Below are 17,965 nucleotides of genomic sequence, written 5' to 3'. Positions count from 1 at the left end.
CTGGCCTCACATACTCAGGACCTGCCGAACCTTGCCGTCGGCATCGCCGAAGGCTTGGGTCGCATCCTTGCTGCCGGTGACGACCTCGTTGACGGCAATTCCGACCGCATCGAGGATTTCGGGCGCCTTGGGATGGAACCAGGCGGCTTTGAACAGATCGCCATCGGCGACCTGCAGGTTCTTCAGCGCGGCATCGGCGGCTTGAGCGCCGAAGCGATCGCGAAATGCCGATGTCTGCCAGGCCGAGCTGCGTGGTGTTGCAAGTCCGGCGGCGGCGGTGAGTGCCGATGTCGGCTTGGAAGTCGCCCACATCAAGAACAGCCAGGCAGCCTCCTTGTTTGCCGACTTGGCATTGATGCCAGTCATCCAATGCCACATGTTGGGCTTGGCCGACTTGTTCGCAGGAGCCGGTAAGACACCGAAAAGGGTGTTTCCGGCGACGGTGCTCTTGGACTTGTCTTCGATGTCGGTGGCGAAGTTTGAAGAATCGCAGCCGATGGCGACCGCGCCCTGCATGAAGTCGTTCAGGCATTCCATCCAGTGATAACCGGCGATGCCGACGGGACCTGCCTCGCGAAGCAGCCGGCCATACATGTCGAGCCCGGCGATCGATTCCGGCATCGTGAGGCCGGACTTGCCGTCCTTCGTCACATAGGCGCCGCCATAAGAGAAAACGAAACCCGCCAGCGTCCAAGGGGCGGCGTCGCCCGTCGGCTTTGCCCGCATGGCGATGCCGGCAACTTCCTCGCTCTTCAGCGTTTTGGCGAGTTTGAACAGTTCGTCCATCGAGGCCGGAGCGGAGAAACCCTTCGCGTCCAGCATCGACTTGTTCATGAACAGGGTCTGCGCTTCCGCGGTGATGGCCAGGCCGTAGGAGGCGCCGTCACTCCATTTTTCGAAACTGCGCGCAGAGGAAAAAATATCAGCGTCGTCGTACCAGGCGGCATCGAACAACGATGCGTCGTTGCGGTATGCATCGAGCGGCTGCAGCCATTTGGCAGAAATCGCTTGGCCAAGCGCCCAGATCATGAAGATGTCCGGCGTGGCGCTGCCGCCGCCCAGCTTTACCGGCATGGAGGCGGCGAACTCCGTCTCGGATTGCTTCTCGACCTTGACCTCGATCCCGGTCAGCTGCGTGAAAAGCGAGATCAGCGGCACGATCGCGTGCATCCAGACGTGTTCCAGCCCGCCCAGCACGATCGTTTGCCCCTTGTATCTTTGCCAGTCGACTTTCGCGCCGGCATAGAGCTTGAGCAGTTCGGTGCTGTTCTCCTGCGCATAGACCGGTAGCCCTGAGTGGAGGGCGATCACACCGCCCGCAGCCAATATCGAAGTCGCACGCAGGAACGAACGACGGTCCACTGCAAGGTGCAGTCCTCCCGTCGGCATTTTCACCTTGTCCATCACATCCTCCCACGGAGCCGGCGCCATGCCGGACAACAAGATCAACTCGCATCTTGAATACTCATATTATCGGAGTTATTGATGGTCAAGACGGAATGAAGGAGAGGACATTTGGTCGACGTCGAACTGTCCAGTGTGGGAAAAAGCTGGGGTGCGGTGCAGGTCATCCGCAACCTGGATATTCATGTGAAGGACGAGGAGTTCCTAGTGTTGCTCGGCCCGTCGGGCTGCGGCAAGACCACGACGATGCGCATGATCGCCGGTCTCGAGGACGTCACCTCGGGCGACATACGCATCGGTGGCCAGTCGGTCGTGGGCAAACTCGCACGCGAGCGCGACATCGCCATGGTTTTCCAGAACTATGGGCTCTACCCGCACATGAGCGTGGCCGACAATATCGGCTATCCGCTGCGGCTACGCAAAGTCCAGGTCGACGAGCGGCGGGAGCGCGTCAAATCCGCTGCCCGCAAGGTTCATCTCGAAGATCTACTCGAGCGCAAGCCGCGTGCCCTATCGGGCGGGCAACGTCAGCGGGTTGCACTGGCCCGGGCAATCGTGCGCACTCCGCGCCTGTTCATGCTCGATGAGCCGCTTTCCAACCTCGATGCCAAGCTGCGGGTTTCGATGCGCGCGGAACTCAAGCACCTGCATCATGAGATGAGGACGACCACGATCTATGTCACGCACGATCAGATCGAGGCCATGACGCTGGCAACCCGCGTTGCCGTCATGCATGGTGGCCGCATCGTCCAGCTCGACACGCCCGAAAACATCTACAAGGACCCTTCCGAGCTGTTCGTCGCCGCTTTCATCGGTTCGCCACCGATGAACCTGCTACGTGGGACGATGTCTATTGGAGCCTTCCGCGGCGCCGGATTTGAAATAGCCTCGCTACCGGCATCGCTTGGCGGAAGCGTCACGCTGGGTATCCGCCCCGACGATGTCGCGCTCGTGCCGGGGCCGGACGGCGCAGACATCGTCGCCACGGTCTTTGCCACCGAGTTCGTCGGTCAAAGCACCCTGGTTTCGATCAAGGCTGGCGACGACCTCTTCTGCGCGGTAGCCGACGCCAATCGGAAGGTAACGATCGGCGAGACGGTCTTTCTCAAACTCGATCGCAGCCGCATCTTTTTCTTTGATACGGCAAACGACAAGCGCCTGCGGCCGGCTTGAATCAACCCATGAAGGATTACGACTATATCATCGTTGGCGGCGGTAGTTCGGGCTGCGTGGCGGCCTGGCGCCTGGTCGAGGAATTCGGCGCCCGGGTCCTGCTCCTGGAGGCAGGAGCACGCCGCATGAGCCCGCTCATGCATATGCCCGCCGGCTACATGAAATATCTGGGGCGCGATACCTATCTCGACATGCATCACATGGTGCCGCAGCCACAACTGGACGGCAGAAGCACGATCGTGCCGCAGGCCAGGGGTCTCGGCGGCGGTTCGTCAGTGAACGCCATGGTCTACATGCGCGGACAAGCGGCCGACTACGACAATTGGGCCGACATGCTGGGCACCGGTCACGACTGGTCGTGGGCCGACATGCTCGAGCACTTCAAGGTACTCGAAAACAACGATCACCTGGGCGCGCCCGCCCATGGCAATGCCGGTCCGCTTAACGTGTCCGCACCTTTTCACCGCTGCGCGATGACCGACGCTTTCGTGGCCGCCGTCCAGAATGCTGGCGAAGTCTTCACCCCGGATTTCAATGGCGGCCGCCAGCGCGGTGTCGGTTACATGCAATCGACGATCGGGCCGGATCGCCGTCGTTGCAGCGCCTCCGATGCTTTCCTGTCGCGGGTGCTGGACGATCCCAGGCTGGAACTGCGCACGCAAACCACGGTCGACCGGGTTCTGGTCGAGGCGGGCCGGGCCAAGGGTGTCGAGTTCCGCCGCAACGGCCGGGTCGAGCGTCTCTATGCCGGCTCCGGCGTCATCCTCGCTTCCGGCACCTACATCACTCCCAAGCTCTTGATGCTGTCGGGGATCGGCGATGCCGATCATCTGCGATCGCTGGAGATTGCTCCGGTCTGCGACCTACCCGGTGTCGGACGGAATTTGCAGGATCACTGCGAGGTGCCCGTGATCTTCAAGAGCAATGGACGGTATGGTTATTTCGGCGAAGATCGCGGTTGGCGGATGCTTCGCAACGGACTGCAATATCTGCTTTTCAGATCCGGGCCCGTCACGTCGATCGGCGTTGAGGCCTGTGCTTTCGTCAATCCCGACGATGCTAAGGCCGATGCCACGCTCAAGATCTACTGTGTTCCAACCGTCTATGTGGACCGCGATATCTCCGGCGTCGAAGCCTGCGACGGCCTGACGATGACCTGTTGCCTGCTGCGCCCGCGTTCGCGTGGCAAGGTCACGCTGCGCTCAAACCGGCCTGACGACATGCCGCTCATCGACGGTGGCTTTCTACGCGATCCGCATGACGTGGAAACGATCATCAAGGGGCTGAAGACGGCGCGTTCCTTCGCGCGCCAGCAGCCGCTAACCGGTCTGCTCGAAGAAGAGATCGTACCGGGCGGCACGGCCGCTGACGATGAGGCTTTGCGCGTTCACGCCAAACGAATGGTCAAGACAAATTATCATCCGGTAGGCACCTGCCGGATGGGGCCGGACGGCGACCCGTCGGCGGTGGTCGACCCGAAATCCATGTCGGTCCGCGGACTGGAGGGGTTGCATGTGATCGACTGTTCGGTGATGCCGACGATCGTCAGCGGCAACACCAATGCGCCGGCCATGGCGATTGCCCACAAGGCCGCCGGCCTGATCCACGCGGCCCAGCGCTAGAGCCGCGCAGACGAACTTCGCCCGTTCACCACTCGGCGAAGGATCCGTCCGCATGGCGCCAGATGGGATTGCGCCAGCGATGACCCTTCCGCGCCTGCTCCTTGACATAATCCTCGTCGATTTCGACCCCCAGCCCCGGGCCGTCGGGAATGGCCACGAAGCCGTCTTCATAGCGGAAGACGTCCTTGTTCTTCGCATAGTCGAGCAGGTCGTTGCCCGTATTGTAGTGGATGCCGAGGCTCTGCTCCTGGATGAAGCAGTTGTAGCTCACTGCGTCGAGTTGCAGGCAGGCGGCCAGCGCGATCGGCCCGAGCGGACAATGGGGAGCCACCGCAATGTCGTAGGCTTCGGCCATTGCGGCGATCTTGCGGCATTCGGTGATACCGCCGGCATGCGAAAGGTCTGGCTGGATGATATCGACGGCGCCTTCCTCGAACACGTGCTTGAAATCCCAGCGGCTGTAGAGACGCTCGCCCAAAGCGATGGGGGCGGACGACATGGCGGCGATTTCCTTCAGCGCCTCGCGGTTTTCGCTCAGCACGGGTTCTTCGATGAACATGAGCCGATACGGTTCCAGCTCCTTGACGAGAGCCTTTGCCATGGGGCGATGTACGCGGCCGTGGAAGTCGACGGCAATGCCGATATGCGGCCCGACGGCCTCGCGCACGGTCGCCACGCGCTCGACGGCGGCATCGATGCGGTCGTGGCTGTCGACGATCTGCAGTTCCTCGGTGCCGTTCATCTTCAGCGCGGTGAAACCGCGCGCCACGACCTGCCTTGCGCCCTCGGCGACCTCCGACGGACGATCGCCGCCTATCCAGGAGTAGACTTTGATGCGGTCGCGGCAGCGGCCGCCAAGAAGCTCGTGGACGGGCACGCCAAGCGCCTTGCCCTTGATATCCCAAAGCGCCTGATCGATGCCAGCGATGGCACTCATCAGGATAGGCCCACCGCGATAGAAGCCGCCGCGATGCATGACGGACCAATGGTCCTCGATCAGCCGCGGATCCTTGCCGACAAGATAGTCCGCCAGTTCCTTCACCGCTGCCTCGACCGTCAGGGCGCGTCCCTCCACGACGGGTTCGCCCCAGCCGCAGATACCTTCATCGGTTTCGATCTTCAGGAACAGCCAGCGCGGCGGCACGATATAGGTGGTGAGGGCGGTGATCTTCATCTTGTCGGGTCCGGCTCAGCTGTTCTTGATTTGCTTGGCGCTCACCAGGTCACGGGCCGCGAGATCGAGAATATGGTTGGCCGCCTTCCTCGCCGCGTCGCCGTTGCGCAGCCGCAACGCCTCCACAACTTCCTGGTGGGCCTTCACGGCCTCGGCGCGCCGATCGAGCGAGATCACGGCGGTTGCTTCCAATGAAAACTTCAGCGCCGTATCGATCATCCCGCCGATCTGCCGGAAGATCGGATTATGGCTTGCCCGGTAGAGGGTCTGGTGAAAGGTGATGTCCGATCGCGAGAACTTGACGATGTCCTCGCCGGCGTTGGCCATTCCCTCCCAGGCCGTTTCCAGATCGGCGATTTCGCGCAACGTTGCTCGTGTGGCGGCAAGTTCCGCCACCAGCGGCTCTATCGCACGCCGAGTTTCGAGGATGGCGTCGAACAATTTGTCGTCCAGCGCATGCGGAGCATGCCAGGCGAGCACCTGGGAATCGATGATGTTCCAGTTGTCTTCGTCGCAGACGATCGTACCCACCCTGGGGCGACTCAGGACCAGTCCCTTGGCTGCCAATACCTTCAAAGCTTCGCGGATCACCGTTCTGCTGACGCCATGCTCGGCACCCAGATCGTTTTCGGTCGGCAGGAAGGTGCCCGGCTGGTAGCGGCCCGAAAATATGTCGGACGCGATCGCCTGCGTGGTGTCTGACATCACGCGAGGCCGCTGCACCTTTCGCTCCTTCTCCCGCAGTCCCTGCGAGGTGTCAGCCATTTATTCCTCCCTCCACGGGCAATCTCGTGATTCCCTTGCCGAGACTACTGGGGACAGCGGTTACCGCAATCTTCCTAATTCGTATTCTGTTATCTCATTTATCATACCAAGACAATTGACTGGTATGATGATATCAAATATTGGTGCAACCAGGGCATGCAGCCCAAGTCGCGTTCTGGGAGGAAACCATGCGATTTCTGAAGAAGGCGCTCGTCGCCAGCGCATTTGCCGTGACTGCCATTGTCATGAGCGCATCAGCCTATGCGGCGGACGTGAAGATCGGTTTCGTTGTCAAGCAGCCGGAGGAGCCCTGGTTCCAGGACGAATGGAAGTTCGCTGACCAGGCTGCGAAGGAAAAAGGCTTCACGCTTGTGAAGATCGGGGCCGAAGACGGCGAGAAACTCATGTCGGCGATCGACAATCTGGGCGCCCAGGGCGTTCAGGGTTTTGTGGTCTGCACACCCGACGTCAAGCTCGGCCCGGGTATCGTCGCCAAGGCTGCGGCGAACAATCTCAAGCTGATGACGGTCGACGATCGACTGGTCGGCGCCGACGGCAAGCCGCTGGAAGACGTTCCGCATATGGGCATTTCCGCCACCAAGATCGGCGAGGCCGTAGGGCAGGCGATCGTCGACGAGATGAAGGCGCGCGGCTGGAATGCCGACGAGGTCGGCGCGATCCGCGTTTCCTACGACCAGCTGCCGACCGCAGTGGACCGTGTCGAAGGCGCGATCTCGGTCCTCAAGAAGAACGGCTTCAAGGCTTCGAACATCTTCGACGCACCGCAGGCCAAGACCGACACGGAAGCTGCGCTGAATGCCGCGACCGTCGTGCTTAACGCCCATCCGAATATCAAGAAATGGGTTGCCTTCGGCCTCAACGACGAAGCTGCGCTCGGTGCGGTTCGTGCCTCGGAGAGCGTCGGCATTCCGGCCACCAACATGATCGGCGTCGGCATCGGTGGCGCGGATTCGGCGATCAACGAATTCAAGAAGCCGCAGCCTACCGGCTTCGTCGGCAGCGTCATCATCTCGCCCAAACGCCATGGCTACGAGACGTCGCTCAACATGTATGGCTGGATCGCCGACAACAAGGAGCCGGAAAAGCTGATCCTGACATCAGGCTCCCTTGCCAAGCGCGACGACTACCAGAAAGTTCGCAAGGACCTCGGTCTCGAATAGGTTCGAGTAAACAGGTGGAATGGCGGCGGGTTTTCGCCCGCCGCCCCTCTCAGGGGCTTGCCGATGTCCTTTCTCGAATTCTCCGAAATTTCCAAATCCTATCCCGGCGTACGGGCGCTGTCCGGCGTATCCTTCGGTGTCGAGAAGGGCGCCGTGCATGGCCTCATGGGAGAGAATGGGGCCGGAAAGTCGACGCTGATCCGCATTCTTTCCGGCGATCAGAACGCCGATTCCGGAGAAATCAGGATCGACGATCGCGCTCAGCATTATCATTCGACGCGCGACGCCTTTCATGCCGGCGTCATCGTCATCCATCAGGAACTGCAACTGGTTCCCGAATTGACCGTCGCTGAAAACCTGCGGCTGGGCCGCTTCCCCAGCAATGGCGGCGTCATTCAGGCCAGGCGGATGTTCGCCGATGTCGGCGACAAACTGAAGGCGGCCGGCATCGATATCGACCCCGGGCGCAAGATCAAGACACTCTCCATCGGCGAACGGCAGATGGTGGAGATCGCCAAGGCGATGATGCTCGACGCGCGTGTCATCGCGCTGGACGAGCCGACATCCTCGCTTTCGTCCCGCGAGAGCGAAATCCTCTTCTCGCTGATCGACCGGCTTCGGGCCGAGGGCAAAGTCATCCTCTACATCTCCCATCGCATGGACGAGGTCTTTCGCCTTTGCGACAGCCTGACGGTGCTGCGCGACGGCAAGCTTGCGGCCCATCACCCGCATCTGGCGGGTGTTACGCGCGATCAGGTCGTGGCTGAAATGGTCGGGCGCGAAATTTCCAACGTCTGGGGCTGGCGCGGCCGACCGGCCGGCGAAGTGCGCCTGAAAGTCGAAGGCGTCGCCGGCGACAAGCTGCGCCTGCCGGCAGGCTTCGAGGCGCGTGCCGGTGAGATACTGGGCTTCTTCGGCCTGATCGGCGCCGGTCGATCCGAATTGATGCGGCTGGTATTCGGCGCCGACCCACGCTGGGCAGGCACGGTGCATGTCGATGGCAAGGCTGTCGCGGCTTCCGATCCGCATCACGCCATACGCTCCGGCGTCGTACTGTGTTCGGAAGACCGGAAGTATGACGGCATCATCCAGGGTCGCTCGATCGAGGAAAACATCAACATCTCCTCGCGTCGGCACAATGCACGCCTCGGGCTGCTCGACCGGAAACAGGAAGCGGACACGGCGGAAACCTTCATCCGCAAGCTCAAGATCCGCACGCCTTCGCGTAAGCAGGATGTTGTCAACCTGTCCGGCGGCAACCAGCAGAAGGTCATCCTGGCGCGCTGGCTAGCCGAGCAGGGCATCGGCACCCTGATCGTCGATGAGCCGACCCGCGGCATCGATGTCGGCGCGAAATCCGAGATCTACGAAATCCTGTACCAGCTTGCCGAAAGCGGCATGGCGATCGTCGTCATCTCCAGCGAACTGCCCGAGGTCATGGGCATCTGCGACCGCATCCACGTCATGTGCGAAGGGCGCATCCGGGCGGAATTGACACGCGACCGTTTCAACGAACGCGAAATCCTGGCCGCCGCCTTGCCGGACAAGAGCGTTCCGGCGGCAATCGCATCCTGAGGAGCTTGTTCATGCATACATCGCTCAAGAAAGTCCTCCTCGGCGAACAGGGTCTGGTGGTCATCTTCGTGCTTGCCTTCGCGCTGGTTTCGCTGCTCGTCCCGAACTTTCTGACCGAGCGCAACATGCTTGGCCTGCTGCAATCGGTGGTCACGGTCGGCATCGTCGCCTGCACCATGATGTTCTGTCTGGCGGCGCGGGATTTCGACCTGTCGGTCGGTTCCAACGTGGCGTTTGCCGGCATGGTCGCGGTCATGGCCTCCAATGCGACGGGATCGATCCTGCTCGGGCTCCTGGCCGCCTTGGCCTGCGGCGCCGTCGTCGGCGCCGCCAACGGCGTGGTCATCGCCAAGTTTCGCATCAACGCGCTGATCACCACGCTCGCCACCATGCAGATTGTGCGCGGCCTGGCGCTCATCGCATCGGACGGGCGCGCGGTGGGCATCAACGATCCCAATTTCTACCAGCTTGCCTTATCGAAACTCCTGGGTGTGCCGACGCCAATCTGGGTGTTGATCCTGCTGTTTGTCGCTTTCGGCTTCGGGCTCAATCGCACCGTTTTCGGCAAGAATACGCTGGCCGTCGGCGGCAACCCCGAGGCGTCGAGGCTTGCGGGCGTCAATGTTGACATGACGCGCATCTGGATTTTCGCCCTTCAGGGCCTCACCTGCGCGGTGGCCGGCATATTGCTGGCCTCCCGCATCACCTCGGGGCAGCCCAACGCTGCGGTCGGACTGGAACTCTCGGTGATCTCCGCGTGCGTGCTGGGGGGCGTTTCACTGGACGGCGGCCGCGCCACCATGTCGGGCGTGATCGTTGGCGTACTCATAATGGGCATCGCCGAGAACGTCATGAACCTGCTCAACATTCCGGCCTTCTACCAATATATCGTCCGCGGCGTGATCCTGCTCATCGCGGTACTGCTCGACAATCTGCGTTCATCCGCCCTCGGCCGCCGTTAAACATCCATGGCAGACAGGCTTCTGCGACACAACAGGGTGGCGAAGTCGGCACAAGTCCGCGCGGAGGGGCTTCCGTCGGATAAGCTTTGCCAACACAAAGGCGCTTTCTACGAGTGGCAGGCCTTACTGTTACCGATGGTCTGCCTGCTCTACAGGCGGCCTCACGATGACGATCAAGAACTGAGATGGACATGATGGGTGAGCGGCTGGCAGGCAAGCGCATTTTTCTCACCGGAGCAGCGCAAGGTATAGGCGAAGCCATCGCCAGGCAATGTCTGGCGGAAGGCGCGCGCGTTTTTCTCGTTGACCGCGACGGCGACCTGCTCGCCAGCACCGCCAAAACCCTCGAAGCGCCGAGCGGATCATTCGGCTTCGCGACGGTCGATATCACCGACGGGCAAGCAATCGAGGCCGCCATGGCCGATGCTTGCGTGGCCATCGGAGCCGTCAACGCGGTCATCAACAATGCCGGTATTAATGTCTTTCACGCACCGCTTGAAACCAGCGGCGCGGAATGGGATCGTTGTTTCGATGTCAATCTGAAAGGGGCCTGGAATTGCTGCAAGGCGGCCCTGCCAGGAATGATAGCGGCCGGCGGCGGCGTCATTCTCAACATCGCCTCGACACATGCGTTCACCATCATCCCGCACACTTTTCCTTACCCGCTCGCCAAGCATGCGCTGCTCGGCATGACCAAGGCGCTGGCGCTGGAATATGCCGCGCAAGGTGTGCGCGTGAATGCGCTGGCACCGGGTTATGTCGAGACGCAGAAGGCGGTGGACTACTGGAACTCGTTTCCCGATCCGGAGGCGGCGCAGGCAAAGACGCTCGCTCTGCATCCAGGCAATCGCATAGCCACACCAAGCGAAATCGCCAAAGCCGCCGTTTTCATGATTTCCGACGAATGTCCGTTCATGAACGCAGCCTGCCTCGTCATCGACGGCGGCCTCAGCATGCTCCAGCATCCGGCTTGAAGGCGGGTTGATAACTCCTGAGAAGAAGTGGTCGTCGAAAAATCCGGAACTAAAAAGTTCTGAGGATGATCGTAAGTGATGAAATCCGAACGTTAGGATTTTAGCGTTTCACGACGGTAGCGCGTAAGGCGTTTCCGCTATAGAAGTAAGATTGTAATTTCTTATTAATGTGATTTTTAAGTACACATTGATAAATATTTCAGTAATTTTGGAAATTTGTTCCGATTATTACTAAGATTAGCAGTAAAGATTTTTTGTTACCACGAAGGAGTATGAGCATATTCCGCTTGTACATCGTTGCAGCCATGCGCAACGGTAGTTGTAGTTCGGATCGTAGCGATATTCAGCGCGTCTCGCGTCAACCCATCGACTGCAGGCTATCACCGGCAGCTTGGCTTAAAGATATGTCCACACACAGTGGTATCTTTGCGCCCTTTGCTCGAGGGGCCGCGAGCAGGGTTGATCGGGCAGCCGGCGCCGGGACTAGCGAAGCCCTTCCGCCAATCTGATCGGTCGATTGCATCCCTCGCGGTGCGGATGTGCCAGGTGCGAGCGAAGAGCCGCGCTTGTTGCAAAAATCGAAACCTGTTACTTAACATGATAAATGACATGTCGTGCGAAGGCGTGAGGCAGCGTTGGACCTATTGAGCTCTGCGGAATTGCTCCACAAGGACCGGATACGGACGCCTTTCAGCCGCTGGGTCGACGATCTGCACTCCACTTGCGGGAGTTTCCGACCCCGCGCCATGGATACAAGTCTCCACATTCGTGGCGAGGCCCGCCGCATCAATGCCTGCGGCATGGAATTTTCGCACATCTCCAACGATCTCGACCGCGTCGATCATGACTGGGACGATGTTCGGCGCGATGCCATCGAACAGCTTTTCCTGCTTGTGCAACTCGAAGGTGGGTGCGGTGTGGAGCACGGCGGCCGGCAAAGCGCACTGAATGTGGGCGACTGCATTCTGGTCGATTCCACCAAGCCGACGACATTCCATTTCGGCGGCAAGTTCAGCAACCATCTATCTCTCAACCTGCCCAGGCAACTCATCTATTTCCACGGTGGCGACAAGCTCGATATAGCGCGCACGCTGGATGCGGCCGATCCGATGGCCGTCACGCTGCGGGCTCTTGTGGCCAAAGTTCTCGCAACGGCCGAGAACGATGCTCACGCTGCGAACCTGCGCCAATTGATGCTCGACGCGACCCGTCAGGCCTTTGTGTCCGACGTGGAAGGCGTACTTTCGTTCGAATCGCTCAGCGACCTGGCATCCCGGCGACTGCGACTGGTCGATGTTCTGATCGATCAGCATCTGACAAATCCTCGTCTTTCCGCGCAATGGCTGGCAAAGCGCATGGGCGTTTCGATGCGGATCCTGCAATTGCATTTTCAGGATCTCGGCATGACTTGCACCACCTTCATTCGCGACAAGCGCTTGCGTTTCGCGCGCGAGAAGATCAGGCAGCTCCAATTCCAGCCCGGCACACAGACCATAGCGGATGTCGCCTATTCCGTTGGCTTCAACGACCTGTCCTATTTCAACCGCTGTTTCAAAGAATTGTTTGCCTGCGCGCCGAGTGACCTCTTGAGGCCGGTATCGCGAGGAAAGATGCACTAGCTCCTGGCCTCCGCCGTGCTCTTTTTCGACATCGAGAGCCATTGCTGAAGCCGCATAAGTAGGCATTTCTCGACCGGRGCTCCGCAGCCAGGGACGATAGCGCTGAGAGCCTTCGCTCGGCCAAAACCTCCACCTCAATTTTACGTTCAAGTCCGTCCGGGTTTCGTTTCGCTCCAAGACAGGTCTTGGCGGGACGTGTTGGTTTGTGCCGACGCGGTTGCAAAAAGAACCCGTCCCAAGATCGGGGCAGGGGCGCGGACCGCACATCTGGAGGAGAACGAAACATATGGTTCCGGTGAAATTCAGCCGCGCTATCGCGGTCGCTCTGCTGACTGCCACGACGGCCCTGACGACCCACACTCTTGCGCGTGCGCAAGAGCTGGTGCTTGGCGTCATCGGCAACAGCAAGGACATGGTGCAGCCCTATACGCCGACCAGCTCGGCATCTGCCGGCTCGCTGTACAACCAACTTTATGACGGGCTGACGGCGTATGATTCCAAGGGCGCGGTGGTGATGGAACTCGCCGAGTCCATGACACCCAACGCCACCCTGGACGCCTGGACCGTCAAACTTCGTCCGAACGTCAAGCGCCATGACGGTAAGCCGTTCACCGCCGCCGACGTGATCGCCAGCATCAAATACATGATGGACCCGGCGAACAATTTCGTCGTCTCGAGCCAGATCGATTTCGTCGATCCCGCCAAGATACGCAAGGTCGACGACCTGACGATGGAATTCACGCTCAAGCGTCCCTTCGGTCTTTTTGCCAATGCCTTCGCGGACAATGATTTCAGGATGCGCGCCATTGCCGACGACGGATCGGTGGTCGGCACGGGCCCGTTCAAGCTCGATTCCTTCACCCCGGGCCAGGAAGCGCGCCTGACCCGTTTCGACGATTATTGGGGCGAAAAGCCCGGCTTCGACAAGCTCCGCATCATCGGGTTCAGGGACCAACAGGCGGTCACCAATGCGTTGCGCGGCGGACAGATCGACGTTGCCTATTCAGTGCCGTACACGGACGTTCCGGCGTTGACCAAGGACCCAAAGCTGAAAACCGTGGTCAGCGGCACGACAACCTATCCAATGATAGCCGTGCGGGTGGATACACCGCCATTCAACGACCAAAAGGTTCTGGAAGCGCTCAAGCTGGTGGTCGACCGCCAGCAGATCGTCGACAATGCGTTCGGTGGCTTTGGCATGATCGCCAACGACTATCTGGGCAACAACACGGCCTGCCCAGCACCAGCCGAGCCGCAACGCGTGCAGGACATCGCCAAGGCAAAGCAATTGCTGGCCGAGGCCGGGAAAAGCAACCTCAAGCTCGAACTGGTGACCGACGGTGCCTTCGCCGGCATGATGGAAATGGCGCAACTCTTCGCGCAGCAGGCCGCGCAAGCAGGCATCACCATCAAGGTTCGCCGGCTTGATCCCGCTTCCTTCCTCAACCGCTGGAGGGAATGGCCGTTTCTGATCAGCCTGACCAGCGGGCCTTATGAAACGGCCACGCTCGCAGCGCTGCTGCCGGAGCAGGGTGAGAACGCAACGCATTTCAACGATGCGGAATACAACGATCTCGCCAAGAAGCTGCAGAGCACCGGCGATCTGGCGGAGCAATGCAAGCTGATCACCCAGTTGCAGGCGATCGAATACAAGCGCAGCGGCCACATCGTCGCCGCCTATCCCGAAAACATCACTGTCTACCGCGATACGGTGAACGGACTGACGCCCGACCTCTACGGTCGCACCGCGATCCAGTTCGGTGGCGTCACCGTCAACAAGTAGCCAGTCTTGTCGCTAGGAAGGGTGTTCGATGACGGTCGATAACCACAATGACAATGCGGCGATTGGAGTCTTCGCCTGGCTGCAGCCGTTCCTTGTGAGGCTGTTGCAAGGGACGCTGACCCTGCTCGCCGTGTCGTTGTTGATCTTCCTGGCGGCCAGGGCCTTGCCCGGCGATGTCGCCAACATGATCCTCGGCCAAAGCGCGACGCAGGAGCAGTTGGTTTCGCTGCGTGCCCAGCTTGGTCTCGATCAGCCGCTGTGGTGGCAATACCTCACCTGGCTGGGCGGCATTTTGCATGGCGACTGGGGAACCTCGCTGTCCAATGGGCAGCCGGTGGCGGATCTGCTTGCGCTGGGGGTTCGCAATTCCGCGACGCTGAGCGGAGTGGCGCTCGCGGTCATGCTGCCGCTCTCCCTGCTTGTCGGCGTGATTGCCGCCCAGTTTCGCGACGGGCTCGTCGACAAGGTCTTTCTCGGCATGTCGATGGTCGCCAATGCCGTGCCCGACTTCGTCACCGGGACGGTGTTGGTCGCGCTCTTCGCAACGACGGTCCTGCATGTGCTGCCGGCGGTTTCGTTCATCCCGCCGGGAGACTCGCCTTTTTCCTATCCCGACGCGCTGGTGCTGCCGGCCACGACCGTGATCATCCCCGGCGTGATGTATCTCGCCCGGCTGGTGCGGGTGGCGGTCATCGACGTGATGGCAACCGAATACATCCAGACCGCCGAGCTGAAAGGCCTGTCGCCGAGCCGGGTCCTGTTCCGGCACGCTCTTCCGAACGCGGTGGCCCCGATCATCCCGGCGGCCAGCCTCGTGGCGGCATTCACTGTCGGCGGAGTGGTCGTGGTGGAATATCTGTTCGCCTATCCCGGTGTCGGCAGCGCTCTTGTCGATGCCGTCACCAACCGCGACCTGCCGGTCATCCAGGCCAATGTGCTGGTGATCGCCTCTGCCTATTTCATCTTCAACCTCATCGCAGACTCGCTTGCCCAACGCGATGAGGCTTCGGGCGCGCAAGGGCGGTCCAAGGCGTGAGCACCGGCGTAGAAATGACCCTGACGACACATCGGCGGGTTCGCCCGCGCGCCGCCAGTGGCTGGTGGCGGCTTTGGGCGTCCGCGCAAGTTCGCTGGGGCGTCATTCTGCTGGTCGCCATGACCGCGCTGGTCGTCATTGGCCCGTTCCTGGCTCCCTATGATCCCGCCGCACCCGTGGGCAAACCTTATGCCGCGCCATCGGCGGTAGCCTGGCTGGGCACCGATAATCTCGGACGCGATGTTCTGTCCCGCGTGCTTGCGGGCGGGGTCTATCTCGCCTGGATGGCACCGGTTTCAGCCCTTCTCAGTGTCGTGACCGGCGCTGCCATTGCCCTGGTGACCGCCTATTATCGCGGCTGGACAGATCTCGTCCTGAAGCGGTCGCTTGATGTCCTGCTCGCTTTCCCCGGCGTTCTCCTGACGCTGCTGTGCGTTTCGGTGTTCGGGCCGCGGCCTGTTCTCCTGGTCGGCCTTGTCGTTCTCACCTTGATGCCGGGCGTTGCCCGTGTGATCCGCGGTGCGGCCCTGCCGCTTCTCGACCGGGAATATGTGCTGTGGGCGAAGGCCGTCGGCACGCCCGGACCGGTCATCATCCTGCGCGAACTTCTGCCCAATGTCTCTTCCCCGCTGCTGGTTGAACTGGGCCTGCGATTGAGCTGGTCGGTCGGCATTCTCTCGTCGATGAGTTTCATCGGCTACGGCATCCAGCCACCGGCCGCCGACTGGGGGCTGATGGTGAGCGAAAACGGCACCGGCCTCGGCACTCAGCCTTTTGCTGTGTTGGCGCCGATCGCGATGATCATCCTCTACACAATCGGTGGTGGTCTGATCGCTGAAGGCGCGGCGCGCGTGATGGCGCGGACGGAAGGCAAGGCATGATGACGGTGTTGAAGGCCACGGGGCTCACCGTCGAACGCGCGGACGGCGCCCCAATCATCGAGGATGTCTCGCTGAGCCTCGATAAGGGCGAGGTGATGGGCATTGTCGGCGAGTCCGGATCGGGCAAGTCGACGCTGGCGCTGGCGCTGCTTGCCTATGCGCGGCGCGGTGTGCGGATCGCGGGCGGCGCGGTTCGCGTGGCCGGCACCGACATGCTCGAACTTGATACGGCCGGTCTGCGGAAAGCACGGCGCGAAGTTGTGGCCTATGTCGCTCAGGACCCCGGTGCCGCCCTGAACCCGATGCTGTCGCTTGGCACCTTGCTGACCGAGGGGCTCGCCGGCAGCAAGGCAGAGAAAATCGCCCGCGCGCGCGAAATCCTGCGCAAGGTCGGCTTGCCTGACGACGAGGCCTTCCTGCATCGCCGTCCGCGCCAGCTTTCTGGCGGGCAGCAACAGCGCATCGCAATCGCCATGGCGGTGATCGCGAAGCCCAAGCTGATCATTCTCGACGAGCCGACGACCGGGCTCGATGTCTCGACCCGCGCCAAGGTGCTGGATCTGATCCGCCAGCTCTGCGTCTCGGATAATCTGACCGCGATCTATGTCAGCCATGACCTCGCGGTGATTGCCAATGTCGCCGACCATGTGACGGTAATGTATGGTGGCCAGGTCGTCGAACAGGGCCGCATGCAGGAGGTTCTGGCGAAGCCGCGCCATCCCTATACGCGTGCTTTGCTCGACGCCGTGCCTTCGCTGCAGGCGCGGCAGCTGCTGCGGCCGATCCGCGGGCGCGTGCCGGCGGTCGGCGAAGCGCCGAGTGGCTGCATCTTCTCGGACCGCTGCGATTACACTGTCGAAGCCTGCAACACCCGGCCAAGGCTGGAGGTGGTGGGCGGCACTCTCGTGCGCTGCGTGCGTCCCGAATTGGTCCGGGTATTCGAGGCGCGTTCGGAAGCCATCGACCGTTCCGACAGGCCGGCGGCCAGCGCGCCGGCCGTGCTGCAGGCAGACGGCGTCGATGCTTTCTACGGCCATCGGCAGATCCTGTTTGACGTCAGCCTCAAGGTGGAGCCGGGTCGATGCCTTGCGGTGGTAGGCGAGTCGGGCAGCGGCAAGTCGACCTTGTCGCGATGCCTGATCGGACTGCACAACAACGTCACCGGTCAACTCAGCCTCGACGGCAAGCCCATGCCGCTGACTGTCGGTGAGCGCGATCAGAATGCTCGCCAGCGACTGCAATACATCTTCCAGAATCCCAACGCCTCGCTCAATCCCCGACGCACGATCGGGGCCAGCCTGGTTGCGGCGCTGGCCAACAGGCCGGAAGCCGGCGGCGGCCGCTCCGACGCCATCATCGCCGAGGCGCTTGAAAGAGTGGGCATCTCGCCCGACCTTGCCACGCGCTATCCGGCTGAACTGTCCGGCGGCCAGCGCCCGCGTGTCGCCATCGCCCGCGCCCTGGTCGCCAAGCCGGCCGTGCTGCTGTGCGACGAGGTGACGTCGTCGCTCGACGTCTCGGTGCAGGCCTCAGTGATCGAATTGCTGCGCAGCCTGCTCGCCGACGGTCTCGGCATGCTCTTTGTCACGCATGACCTCGCCGTGGTGCGCAACATCGCGGACACGGTCGCGGTGCTCAGCGCCGGACGGGTCGTCGAACAGGGCGAGGCTCGCGCGGTACTCAGCGCTCCGAGCCATCCCTACACACAATCGTTGCTCGCCAACACGTTGCAACTGCCCACCGACGCAACCGGTTTCGACATGCCGGCTATCGCGCCGAGGCAGTCCGCGACCGGTTCGCGGTGAATTCCAGAACT

Annotated in this window: 14 protein-coding genes; 11 read left to right on the top strand and 3 right to left on the bottom strand. The window is 61.4% G+C overall.

All coding sequences use genetic code 11. From position 1 onward, the window contains the following. Positions 1-6: 6 nt before the first annotated feature. On the bottom strand, positions 7-1,404 hold the full coding sequence (locus AB4136_RS03585) for an ABC transporter substrate-binding protein (protein ID WP_024924954.1): 1,398 nt from the start codon (positions 1,402-1,404) through the stop codon (positions 7-9). 111 nt (positions 1,405-1,515) lie between these two features. On the opposite strand from AB4136_RS03585, the gene AB4136_RS03580 reads away from it, so the two are divergent. Together AB4136_RS03580 and AB4136_RS03575 are read left to right on the top strand one after the other, a co-directional pair. Continuing rightward, positions 1,516-2,577 carry an ABC transporter ATP-binding protein gene (locus AB4136_RS03580; protein ID WP_024924953.1) on the top strand — a complete coding sequence of 354 codons (1,062 nt, stop codon included), beginning with the start codon at positions 1,516-1,518 and terminating at the stop codon, positions 2,575-2,577. 8 nt (positions 2,578-2,585) lie between these two features. After that, entirely contained in the window at positions 2,586-4,199 is a 1,614-nt protein-coding gene (locus tag AB4136_RS03575; protein ID WP_024924952.1) for a GMC family oxidoreductase, read from the top strand. 25 nt (positions 4,200-4,224) lie between these two features. Here AB4136_RS03575 and dgoD read toward each other — a convergent pair whose 3' ends face one another. Further along, positions 4,225-5,373, bottom strand: coding sequence for a galactonate dehydratase (dgoD, locus tag AB4136_RS03570; RefSeq protein WP_024924951.1), 1,149 nt, complete (start codon positions 5,371-5,373; stop codon positions 4,225-4,227). Positions 5,374-5,388: 15 nt separating this feature from the next. After that, complete coding sequence (locus AB4136_RS03565) at positions 5,389-6,138, bottom strand: FadR/GntR family transcriptional regulator (RefSeq protein ID WP_024924950.1); 750 nt, start codon at positions 6,136-6,138, stop codon at positions 5,389-5,391. Between the two features lie 188 nt (positions 6,139-6,326). Here AB4136_RS03565 and AB4136_RS03560 point away from each other — a divergent pair, with 188 nt between their 5' ends. From AB4136_RS03560 to AB4136_RS03520, 9 genes are all read left to right on the top strand, one after another. Then, complete coding sequence (locus AB4136_RS03560) at positions 6,327-7,319, top strand: arabinose ABC transporter substrate-binding protein (RefSeq protein WP_024924949.1); 993 nt, start codon at positions 6,327-6,329, stop codon at positions 7,317-7,319. A gap of 63 nt (positions 7,320-7,382) precedes the next feature. Continuing rightward, positions 7,383-8,894 (top strand): L-arabinose ABC transporter ATP-binding protein AraG, encoded by a 1,512-nt coding sequence (araG, locus tag AB4136_RS03555; protein ID WP_024924948.1) that lies wholly within the window; start codon positions 7,383-7,385, stop codon positions 8,892-8,894. 11 nt (positions 8,895-8,905) lie between these two features. Next, a complete protein-coding gene (araH, locus tag AB4136_RS03550; protein WP_024924947.1) occupies positions 8,906-9,856 on the top strand; it encodes an L-arabinose ABC transporter permease AraH in 951 nt (316 codons plus the stop codon). A gap of 194 nt (positions 9,857-10,050) precedes the next feature. After that, the gene (locus tag AB4136_RS03545; RefSeq protein ID WP_024924946.1) at positions 10,051-10,830 is read left to right on the top strand and encodes an SDR family oxidoreductase; all 780 of its coding nucleotides are present in this window, start codon (positions 10,051-10,053) and stop codon (positions 10,828-10,830) included. Positions 10,831-11,465: 635 nt separating this feature from the next. Then, on the top strand, positions 11,466-12,449 hold the full coding sequence (locus tag AB4136_RS03540; protein ID WP_024924945.1) for a helix-turn-helix domain-containing protein: 984 nt from the start codon (positions 11,466-11,468) through the stop codon (positions 12,447-12,449). A 286-nt stretch (positions 12,450-12,735) separates the two neighbouring features. Next, a complete protein-coding gene (locus AB4136_RS03535; protein WP_024924944.1) occupies positions 12,736-14,232 on the top strand; it encodes an ABC transporter substrate-binding protein in 1,497 nt (498 codons plus the stop codon). 28 nt (positions 14,233-14,260) lie between these two features. Further along, positions 14,261-15,268 (top strand): ABC transporter permease, encoded by a 1,008-nt coding sequence (locus AB4136_RS03530; RefSeq protein ID WP_081766913.1) that lies wholly within the window; start codon positions 14,261-14,263, stop codon positions 15,266-15,268. 14 nt (positions 15,269-15,282) lie between these two features. Next, positions 15,283-16,149: an ABC transporter permease gene (locus AB4136_RS03525; protein ID WP_024924942.1), complete on the top strand. Its 867-nt coding sequence runs from the start codon at positions 15,283-15,285 to the stop codon at positions 16,147-16,149. Continuing rightward, a complete protein-coding gene (locus AB4136_RS03520) occupies positions 16,146-17,954 on the top strand; it encodes an ABC transporter ATP-binding protein (RefSeq protein ID WP_137901085.1) in 1,809 nt (602 codons plus the stop codon). Before AB4136_RS03525 ends, AB4136_RS03520 begins: the two co-directional genes overlap by 4 nt. The last annotated feature ends 11 nt before the right edge of the window (positions 17,955-17,965 follow it).

It is taken from the genome of Mesorhizobium sp. 2RAF21 (assembly GCF_052115345.1).
GTDB lineage: Bacteria > Pseudomonadota > Alphaproteobacteria > Rhizobiales > Rhizobiaceae > Mesorhizobium > Mesorhizobium terrae.
Note: the sequence above shows the minus strand (reverse complement) of the source record. Positions and strands in the feature narration are given on the sequence as shown.

Coding starts and splice junctions, on each gene's coding strand:
- AB4136_RS03585 (WP_024924954.1), bottom strand. CDS start 1,404: ATGGACAAGGTGAAAATGCCGACGGGAGGACTGCACCTTGCAGTGGAC.
- AB4136_RS03575 (WP_024924952.1), top strand. CDS start 2,586: ATGAAGGATTACGACTATATCATCGTTGGCGGCGGTAGTTCGGGCTGC.
- dgoD (WP_024924951.1), bottom strand. CDS start 5,373: ATGAAGATCACCGCCCTCACCACCTATATCGTGCCGCCGCGCTGGCTG.
- AB4136_RS03565 (WP_024924950.1), bottom strand. CDS start 6,138: ATGGCTGACACCTCGCAGGGACTGCGGGAGAAGGAGCGAAAGGTGCAG.
- AB4136_RS03560 (WP_024924949.1), top strand. CDS start 6,327: ATGCGATTTCTGAAGAAGGCGCTCGTCGCCAGCGCATTTGCCGTGACT.
- araG (WP_024924948.1), top strand. CDS start 7,383: ATGTCCTTTCTCGAATTCTCCGAAATTTCCAAATCCTATCCCGGCGTA.
- araH (WP_024924947.1), top strand. CDS start 8,906: ATGCATACATCGCTCAAGAAAGTCCTCCTCGGCGAACAGGGTCTGGTG.
- AB4136_RS03545 (WP_024924946.1), top strand. CDS start 10,051: ATGGGTGAGCGGCTGGCAGGCAAGCGCATTTTTCTCACCGGAGCAGCG.
- AB4136_RS03535 (WP_024924944.1), top strand. CDS start 12,736: ATGGTTCCGGTGAAATTCAGCCGCGCTATCGCGGTCGCTCTGCTGACT.
- AB4136_RS03530 (WP_081766913.1), top strand. CDS start 14,261: ATGACGGTCGATAACCACAATGACAATGCGGCGATTGGAGTCTTCGCC.
- AB4136_RS03525 (WP_024924942.1), top strand. CDS start 15,283: ATGACCCTGACGACACATCGGCGGGTTCGCCCGCGCGCCGCCAGTGGC.
- AB4136_RS03520 (WP_137901085.1), top strand. CDS start 16,146: ATGATGACGGTGTTGAAGGCCACGGGGCTCACCGTCGAACGCGCGGAC.